A 1,155-nucleotide genomic window follows, 5' to 3' on the forward strand; every position below is an offset into this window, starting at 1 on the left:
GTCGACATCGTGCTCGGGGTGTCGGTGGCGCCCGACACCGTCCGGCTGGTGGTCATCGAGGGGCAGAACGCCGACGGTGTCACCGTCGACCAGGACGAGTTCGAGGTCGCCGACGACGCCGTCGAGCGGGTGGTCGCGGCCATCGGGGGCACCCGTGAAGGGGCGGCCGACGGTGGCTACCAGCTGGCTACCACCGGGATTACCTGGACCGACCCGGCCACGGCCGGCGCCCTGCGGGACGCCATCGCGGCCCATGACGTCGGCAGCGTCATGTTGGTCTCTCCGCTGCTGGCCGCGGCCGCCCTGGCTCAGACGGTGGGCGCCGCGCTGGGTTACCGCCACATCGCCATGCTCTTCGTCGAACCCGAGGCCGCGACGCTGGCCGTCGTGGACGTCGGCGACGGATCGATCGTCGATCTGCACCGCCACCAGGTGGCCGCCGCGGAGGCGGGGGCGCAGGCCGCCCAGTTGGCGACGATGGTGGCCGCTCTGGACGCGCGCGGCTCCGGCGCCGACGGCGTGTTTCTCGTCGGCTGCGGCGCCGACATCGTCGGCCTCAAGCCGGCGCTGGAGGCGGCCACCTCCCTGTTGCTCACCGCCCCGGAGGAGCCGGACCTGGCCCTGGCGCGCGGCGCCGCGCTGGCGTCGGCGAACGCGCCGCTGTTCGCGTCGACCACGGCCGCGCTGGCCTACGCGCTGGATCCCGGCACCGGGGAGATGAATCCGCGCCAGCTCGCTCCGGCCTACCTCGACGTGTGGGGCAACGCCGACGTCACCGCCGGGGCGCTGGCGTACAGCGCCGTGGACGACGAGGACCAGCACGCCCCGGGCGTCGACCGGCGGCGGCGCGCCAGCGGCGTGCTGGCGGGCGTCGCGGCGGTCGCCGCCGCGGCGGCGCTGGTGTCGCTGTCGTCGGACCGTCCGGCCATCCCGGCGCCGCACCGGCCGAGCGTCACCGCGGCGAGCCCGGTGTCGCAGCTGCCCGCCGCGGCGCCGAGCGCGCCGCCCCAGGTGCTGGTGCCCGCGCCCAGCCCGCCGCCACCACCGCGCACCGAGGAGGCCGCACCGCCGCCGCTCCCACCGGCCCCGCGCGCGCGCGATCGTCGATCTGCCCGCCACCAGGTGGCCGCCGCGGAGGCCGAGACCACGACGCCG

At 77.0% G+C, this 1,155-nt stretch carries 1 protein-coding gene; it reads left to right on the forward strand.

The genetic code is table 11. From position 1 onward, the window contains the following. Positions 1–1,155 (forward strand): hypothetical protein (locus tag A5700_RS26545; protein ID WP_068204542.1); only part of this gene is annotated, 1,155 nt, incomplete at both ends.

Source organism: Mycobacterium sp. E1214 (assembly GCF_001666755.1).
Taxonomy (GTDB): domain Bacteria; phylum Actinomycetota; class Actinomycetes; order Mycobacteriales; family Mycobacteriaceae; genus Mycobacterium.